Annotated in this window: 6 protein-coding genes and 1 riboswitch; of the genes, 1 reads left to right on the top strand and 5 read right to left on the bottom strand. The window is 64.3% G+C overall.

Features of this window, described 5'->3' with window-relative positions; all coding sequences use genetic code 11:
* Positions 1–222: 222 nt before the first annotated feature.
* The gene (locus tag PJB24_RS14880; protein ID WP_420541966.1) at positions 223–1,503 is read right to left on the bottom strand and encodes an MFS transporter; all 1,281 of its coding nucleotides are present in this window, start codon (positions 1,501–1,503) and stop codon (positions 223–225) included.
* A gap of 298 nt (positions 1,504–1,801) precedes the next feature.
* Here PJB24_RS14880 and PJB24_RS14875 point away from each other — a divergent pair, with 298 nt between their 5' ends.
* Positions 1,802–2,437, top strand: a complete 636-nt coding sequence (locus PJB24_RS14875) for a DedA family protein (RefSeq protein WP_273847258.1) — start codon at positions 1,802–1,804, stop codon at positions 2,435–2,437.
* A 6-nt stretch (positions 2,438–2,443) separates the two neighbouring features.
* Here the strand turns inward: PJB24_RS14875 and PJB24_RS14870 are convergent, their stop codons facing one another.
* The 4 genes from PJB24_RS14870 to PJB24_RS14855 form a co-directional block, all read right to left on the bottom strand.
* Positions 2,444–3,649 (bottom strand): hypothetical protein, encoded by a 1,206-nt coding sequence (locus tag PJB24_RS14870; protein WP_273847256.1) that lies wholly within the window; start codon positions 3,647–3,649, stop codon positions 2,444–2,446.
* Positions 3,646–5,136, bottom strand: coding sequence for an alkaline phosphatase family protein (locus tag PJB24_RS14865; RefSeq protein ID WP_273847254.1), 1,491 nt, complete (start codon positions 5,134–5,136; stop codon positions 3,646–3,648). The genes PJB24_RS14870 and PJB24_RS14865 overlap by 4 nt, the downstream gene beginning before the upstream one ends.
* A gap of 253 nt (positions 5,137–5,389) precedes the next feature.
* Positions 5,390–5,674: a hypothetical protein gene (locus PJB24_RS14860; RefSeq protein WP_273847251.1), complete on the bottom strand. Its 285-nt coding sequence runs from the start codon at positions 5,672–5,674 to the stop codon at positions 5,390–5,392.
* 5 nt (positions 5,675–5,679) lie between these two features.
* Positions 5,680–5,842: riboswitch (cyclic di-AMP (ydaO/yuaA leader) on the bottom strand.
* 57 nt (positions 5,843–5,899) lie between these two features.
* Positions 5,900–6,805: an LLM class F420-dependent oxidoreductase gene (locus PJB24_RS14855; protein WP_273847249.1), complete on the bottom strand. Its 906-nt coding sequence runs from the start codon at positions 6,803–6,805 to the stop codon at positions 5,900–5,902.
* Positions 6,806–6,808 lie beyond the last annotated feature (3 nt).

Here is a 6,808-nt window from a genome sequence, read left to right as displayed (position 1 = left end):
GCGCACGTTTTCGGTATCGGAGAGGTGATCTGCCACCCACTGGGTGCTGACCAGCTTCTCCGGATGGGCGTAGCCCTTCTCGCGTATCTCCTTCTCCACCTCGGCCATCTTCCTCAAATGCCTCCTTTCCTGATTCTCCATGAGCCGTGCACATTTCATTGTAGAACATAACCCGATTAAACTTATCGGATATCCGGAGTGTCTCCGGCCCGTACCTACGGGTCAGGTCGTGGCGTTCATCCCGTCTGCTATCTCCTCCAGTTCCTTTCCGCTCGTTTCGGGACCGAGAAGGTAACCGACGAAGGTCAACACCCAGAGTGCGGCGGTGGCGAGGAACGGGATGGTGGGGCCGAAGTGATCTATACCGACCCCGACGAGCGTCGGGGCGAAGACCGAGGCGATCCTACCGCCGCCGACAGAGATCCCGAAGCAGGTTCCTCTCACCCTGGTGGGGAAGAGTTCCGCTATGTAGGTGTCTCCGAGCCCCCACAGCCATCCGAGCATCGCTATCATGATCCCCCCGAAAACGGCGAAGGTGGTTATGGAACCGGCGGTCGCCGCGGCGATGGTGGCGCCGATCATGATGCAGGCCCCGAGTACGCCGGAGGGACGGCGACCGATAAGTTCGGAAAGACCGGTCCCCAGGTAGGAGAAGAAGAACTGCAGCGTGTAGAAGGCGACGGCATACTTTATCGCGTTCTCCGGCGAAAGACCGAACTTTTTGGTCATGAATGTGGTCAGGAAGAGCGAGAGACTCCAGTATCCGACCGCGTTGGCAACGTATAGGAGCCAGCCGATACCGATCCTCTTCTTCACTCCCAGGATGCTCCAGACCCGTCCCTGGTTCCTGCCGGGACTACCGCTCCCGGTACGCTCGACCACGTAGCGTATGGACTCGCGGATCAGCAACCGCATCAGAAACACCGCCACCGCCGGAATTATGGCTATGATGAAGGTCCACTCCCATCCGTAACGCGGCACGATGTAGAGCGCCGCCAGTCCGGCCAGGATATAGCCGAGAGAGAACAGCGAGAACACTATCCCACCAACCCCTATCGCACGGAATCTCGCCGGCCACATCTCCGCGGTGTACGGCGCTCCCACCGCAAGCTCCCCGGCACCACCCACACCCGTCAAAAAGCGCATCGCCGCGAAAAATGGAACGCTGTGCACCAACCCCCCGAGCGTGGTCGTCGCCCCGTAGAGCAGTATCGAAGCCCCCAGGGTATCCTTGCGCCCGAACCGGTCCGCCGCGATCCCGAACCCTATCGTCCCTATCGTGTAGCCAAGCAGCTGTATCGAGCCGATGAGCCCCATCAACCCCGCGCTCGCCCCCAAACCAGCGGCGATCACGGGGAGCACGATCCCGTAAATGTTCACCGCATACGCATCAAAGCCGTACCCCAGACCCGCAGCCAGAGAGACCATGAAGTAGTCTCTGAACGAGACCTTCCGCCCTACATCCCGCGCCAGCGGCGTACGCTCTACAGCATCAGCCACAATACCTCCTGTTCCATATTTTTTCTACTTTATATATTGACAAATAAGACATTACAATGTCCATGGGGAGGGGTCAAGTACCTGCATCGGCATTCAGGTAAATCTTTGGTTAAAGATTCTGCGCTGGGGGTGTGTGAGGCTTGTTCTTACCCTGCTCTCAGGTATACGTGTAAAGCTGTAGAGGTTCGACGCCCCTTCATCCGGGGTTTTCGGAAGAGAGTACGGGAGAGAAGAGCTTGAGGAGAGGATTTTCGGTGCGCGCGGACCGGGCAATGTCGGGAGGCTCGGGTAGGGGGTTGTGTTGATCGGGGTTGCCTTCGCGTTCCTTCTGGTGGGTTCGCTCACGAAGCAGGCGCTCTCAGCGGTCGGGGTCTACGGGCCGGTTGCGACGTTCGTGCTCATGATCTTCGAGAGCATGGGGGCGCCGCTGCCGTCGGAGATAATCCAGCCTTTTGCGGGTTTTCTCGCGGCTTCGGGGAGGATGGGGTTCTTCTGGGCCGTGGCCGCCGGCGTGGCGGGCAACATGGTCGGGGCCTGGGCCTCCTATTACATCGGGCTGAAAGGCGGCAGGGCACTCGTGCTCCGTTACGGGAGGTTCGTGGGCATAAGGAAGAAGGATCTCAGCCGTGCCGAGGGCTGGTTCGAGCGTCGGGGACCGGCGACGGTATGCATCTGCCGCATGCTCCCACTGGTCAGGGGCTTCGTCTCCTACCCGGCCGGAGCCGCGAGGATGAGCCTGGCAAGGTTCAGCGCTTACACGTTTTTGGGATGCGTGCCGTGGGTGGCCGGTCTCACCTACGCCGGGTACGCACTCCGCAACCACTGGCAGGAGATCGACGTGTACATGCACTACCTGACCTATGGCGTCGCGGCGGCGCTGGTCGTCATCGCGGGTTATCTGCTCTCCCGCTGGCTGCTGTCCCGGCAGCGGAGCTGAAGCACCTCAGGCCACCCACCGCCAGCTCACGAAGAGGGCGCAGAAAAAGAGCGAGAGGGCTGCGCTGGCGCAGAGCCAGACGAACAGCGCAGCCCTGCTGCGCAGCAGGGCTCCGACCACGATGAACAGCGGGAAGGGCGCGAGCAGGAACCTCGAGAAGCTCATCAGGGGCATCCCGGCGGCGCCATCCAGCGCCGGCAGCAGCGTCAGGCAAACACTGTAGAGCAGGAGGTCCCAGGGCAGCACCAGAATCCCGGCGGCCAGCAGGACGACCGTCAGAACGAGAAATCCGAAGTAGAAGGTGTTGGCGGCGAGGAACGAGTGCAGCAGGGAGCCGCGACCATAGAGCAGGCTCTCCGGGTGCACCACCCAGCGCCAACCCCTGATCGCCCGCATGAGTGCGTCCCGGAAGGAGGCGTAGGGACCGGAGAACTTTCTGTGCCAGTGGGTTTTCTCTGCCACCTCGAACTCCAGTGGATCGCCGTAGCGGCGCCAGAGGTAGAGCATGTAGGCCGCCGTACCGGATGGTACGAGCGCCAGATAGGGCAGACGGCGCAGTCCGTACCACCCGCGTCCCCCCATCCAGCACCCCAGAAGCGGGATGAGCAGGAAGAGCCCGGCCTCACGGGTCGCCGAGGCGAGTGCGGCGAGAATGCACCCCAGGAGCAGGTTTCGCCGCAGGCGCACCGCCCAGAGGGCTCCAGCCGAGAGGGCTAGGAACAGCCCCTCCGAGTAGGCGGCGTTGAAGAAAAAGCTCGTCGGGAAGAAAGCCAGGGCCAGCACGGACCTCCGCGCAACCCCCTCCCCCCAACCATCCTCTGCGATGCGGTACAGGCAGTAGAAGCCGAAGAGGGTGGCCGCCAGTGAAATCACCGTGAGCGCAACGCTCAGGTTCTCGAGAGCCGGTCGGGCACCGGAGATGTGCACCGCCACCTGCGCCAGAAGTGAGGGCAACGGGAAGAAGGCAGCCTCCGGTGGGACATGACGCTCGTAGCCGTGCGCCGCGATGTAAGAGTACCAGATCCCGTCCCACCTCGCCCAGATGTTGTGCACCAGATGGTGCGCAGGACGGGTATCTGCAGGGCCGGGGCTCGGCCGGAGGAGCCTGGCGAAGATCTCCCCGGAGGCGAAATACAGCGCCCGGCTCGCCAGGAACACGAGCCCGACGAAGCCGGCCCCGCCAGAGGCAAGCCTCTGCAGACGCTTCTTCAACTCCGGCTCCACCTCGGACGCGGGCTCACGAGATCGGTCTTCGGGTGCGGGCAGAGGATAAGGGGTGGACGCGGCCTCTGGTTGAAATTGAAGTCACGGATCAGGTTGCCGAGCTGCGGCAATGCCTCTCTCACGTCCGGACGCGGGTCCGGTCGCCCGTCGGTTTTGGGGTTGAGCCGCTGCCCGCCCAGGAAACGGTCTTCGATGAACTTCAGATAGGCGTCGAACGAGAGCGTCTGGTGGTCTATGTATCCGCGCTTCGCGTAGGGGCTTATGACGAGCCCCGGTACCCTCAGGCCGTAGCCCATCTTATCCACCTTGGGGGGCACGACGTTGTCGTAGAAGCCTCCCCAGTCGTCCCAGGTGAGGAAGATCGCCGTGCTCTTCCAGTCCGGGCTCCTCATCGCCGCGTTGATCACCCGGGTGACGTAGGCCTGCCCGTTGCTTATGAGCGCCGGGGGATGCTCGCTGTTCTTGCCGCTCGGGACGAGCCAGCTCACCTGCGGGAGACGCCCCTCCCTCGCAGCCCTGAAGTAGGCCCTGGTGCTCTGGATGTTCCCGAGCTGATGGTCCTGTCTGACCGTCTCGAAATGCGGCAGCGGGTTCCAGATGCCGGGGGTCTTCGGGCTCTGCATGGTCCTGTGGCAGAACATCTGCCCGTCGGGGCAGTCGGGTTCTGCGCCCCTGGCCACGTAGTAGCGCCAGCTCACGTGGTATTTGTGCAGCAGGTAGGTTATGTCGGTCCAGGCGTAGTCAGGGGGCCTGAGATGGCCTCCATGCTTCTGAACCGGGGGCACGGCGCGGGGGAAACGCTTTGCAAAGTCCAGCGGCTCATCCGGGCGCTGCAGGGCGCTGCGGCAGCTCATGGGGTTTTCGTTCTTGCACACCGCGGACCACGCCGAGACCGTATACAGGTGTGCCGGAAGGCTCCAGGAAGCGTTCGACTCGAACATGTGGTCCTGCAGGACGAAGTTGCGGGCGTAGGCCCAGTAGTTCGGGATCTCCCGCGCCGTGTGGTAGCCGACGACGTCTGGAGGGTTGTCGTGGGTTACGTGGGAGCAGTGGGGGTTCAGCGGGCTCTTCTTGCACAGCCGGCTCTCCCCGGCGAGCTGCTGACGGATGAAGCCGTTCATCCTGCCGCCGTTTATGTCCTTTCGGGCGTCCGTCGCGGTGTGAGGCCCGCCCAGGTCACGGTTCTTGCGGTCGTGGAAGGGTCGGATGCAGTGTCCCAGGCGCGGGTCCGGGATGCAGACCGCCGGGTGCCCGTTCTTCATCGGGATGCCGTCGGCGCCGGGGTAGGTGCCGAAGTAGTTGTCGAAGGAACGGTTCTCCTGCATGATGATGATCACGTGCTTTATCTTCTCCAGTCCGGGCGGTGCCCCAGGTGCGAGCGTCCCCGGGGACGTCTGGCCGGTGACCCTCCCCGCCCCGGAACAGGCCGCCAGGACGAGCAGCAGCGCGGACAGCGCGCCGATCGGCGAGATCACCCTTCGCCATATCCTCAGCCAACATCCCATGCCAAGCCAGCCTCTCTCATCCGGTGGGACACCTCTTCACGCCGATCCTCCAGCGGGAGGACTTCCTCCTATTAAGTCCGGAGGTTGAGAGAATTCTGAGAATAGGGCGAAAGGACGAAGAAAGCCGGAGGTGATCCCCCTGCCCGGGGATCACCTCCGGCGAAAGCAGGCCATCCGGCGGGAGAACCGTCGCGGGCGACCCGCGCTCAAGACCCCGACGAAGCTACAAACGCCGGCGGAGGCTCGAAGGGGCGAGCTCCCCCGAGAGGAAGGCTCGCTCGAGACGGCTGCGGCTCGCCCGCACCAGCTCGGGGCAACGCAGGATGTCGTCTATCTCCCGCTGCGAGCAGTTGCGCACCACGTAGTCCTCGCGCACGATCTCGTGCAGCGGGGCGCCGTCGTTTATCCGGTGGACGACGTAGTTGAGGACTTTCTCCTCCCGCTCGGTGTGAGGCCTCTCCTCCCCGAGCATCATGCGCCTGAGGAACGACCTACGCTGGACCGTCACTCCTCTTCCTCCTTCTTCGGCGCCTGCGGGGTTAGCTGACGGGTTCGGGCCGAAAGAGAGAAGCCCTACGCCCCGCTCCGGGGCGATTCACCCCTCGGCGGGCCCTGAGCCCACCTGATCGGGTCCCCCGCCTCCCGGTGCCACCCGGGAGCTCGGCGCTTCTGGCACCACTTCTTACAACCCGCCGGTATACGCCCGAAGAGAGAAGTTGTCAACCGGTGGACGCTACGCCAGCAGCGCGGGGGCCAGGGCGCGCCACTCCCTGCCGAGACCGGCCTCGGGCCGGTCGGTTATCACCTGCACGCAGACGTGGTCCGCTCCCGCGTCGAGGTGCTCGTGCACCCGCTCTCTTATTCTGCCCTCGTCTCCCCAGGCGACGAGCGCCTCCACGAAGCGGTCGCTGCCCTCCCCGGAGAGGTCTTCTTCGGTGAAGCCCTGGCGGAGCCAGCTGTTGCGGTAGTTGGGAAGCCCGAGATACCGGTTTAGGTGCGAGCGGGCGAGGCGCAGAGCCTCCGTCCGGTCCTCCGTGAGGACCACCCCCTGCTCGACGGCGAGGAGCGGCCCTTCCCCGAGGATCTCGCGGGCGTAGGCGGTATGCTGCGGGGTTACCAGATAAGGATGGGCTCCGTCGGCGAGATCTCTGGAGAGCTCGAGCATCTTCGGGCCGAGCGCAGCGAGCAGCACGGGGGCCTCCCGTTCAGGTCCTACGGCGTCGAATCGGGCCCGGCGCATGCCCTCCAGGTAGGAGCGCATCGTCGCGAGCGGCGAGCGGTAGTCGTGACCGCGCATCTCGACGAGCGGCCGGTGGCTCACCCCGATCCCGAGGACGAACCGTCCCGGATACGCCTCGGCGAGCGTCTTCGACGCGGCGTTCGTCGCCCACGCGTCACGGACGAAGATGTTGGCGATGCCGGTGGCGATCTGAATCCGACTGGTGGCGGAGAGCAGTATCGCGGCGGTGGTGAAGACCTCCCGTCCGGTCGCCTCCCCGAACCAGAGCGCCCCGTAGCCGAGCTCCTCGGCCTCGGCCACGGCCTCCCTCGCCCGGGAAGCGGGCAGATAGTTGAGGATCGAGGTCCACAGCCCCACCTCCCCACCGAGCACCGAAGGGTCGGGGTATCTCCGGTCCATCTG

This window comes from Rubrobacter calidifluminis, assembly GCF_028617075.1.
Lineage (GTDB): Bacteria > Actinomycetota > Rubrobacteria > Rubrobacterales > Rubrobacteraceae > Rubrobacter_E > Rubrobacter_E calidifluminis.
The sequence above is the reverse complement of the archived record's forward strand: the minus strand, read 5'-3'. Positions and strand labels throughout refer to the sequence as shown.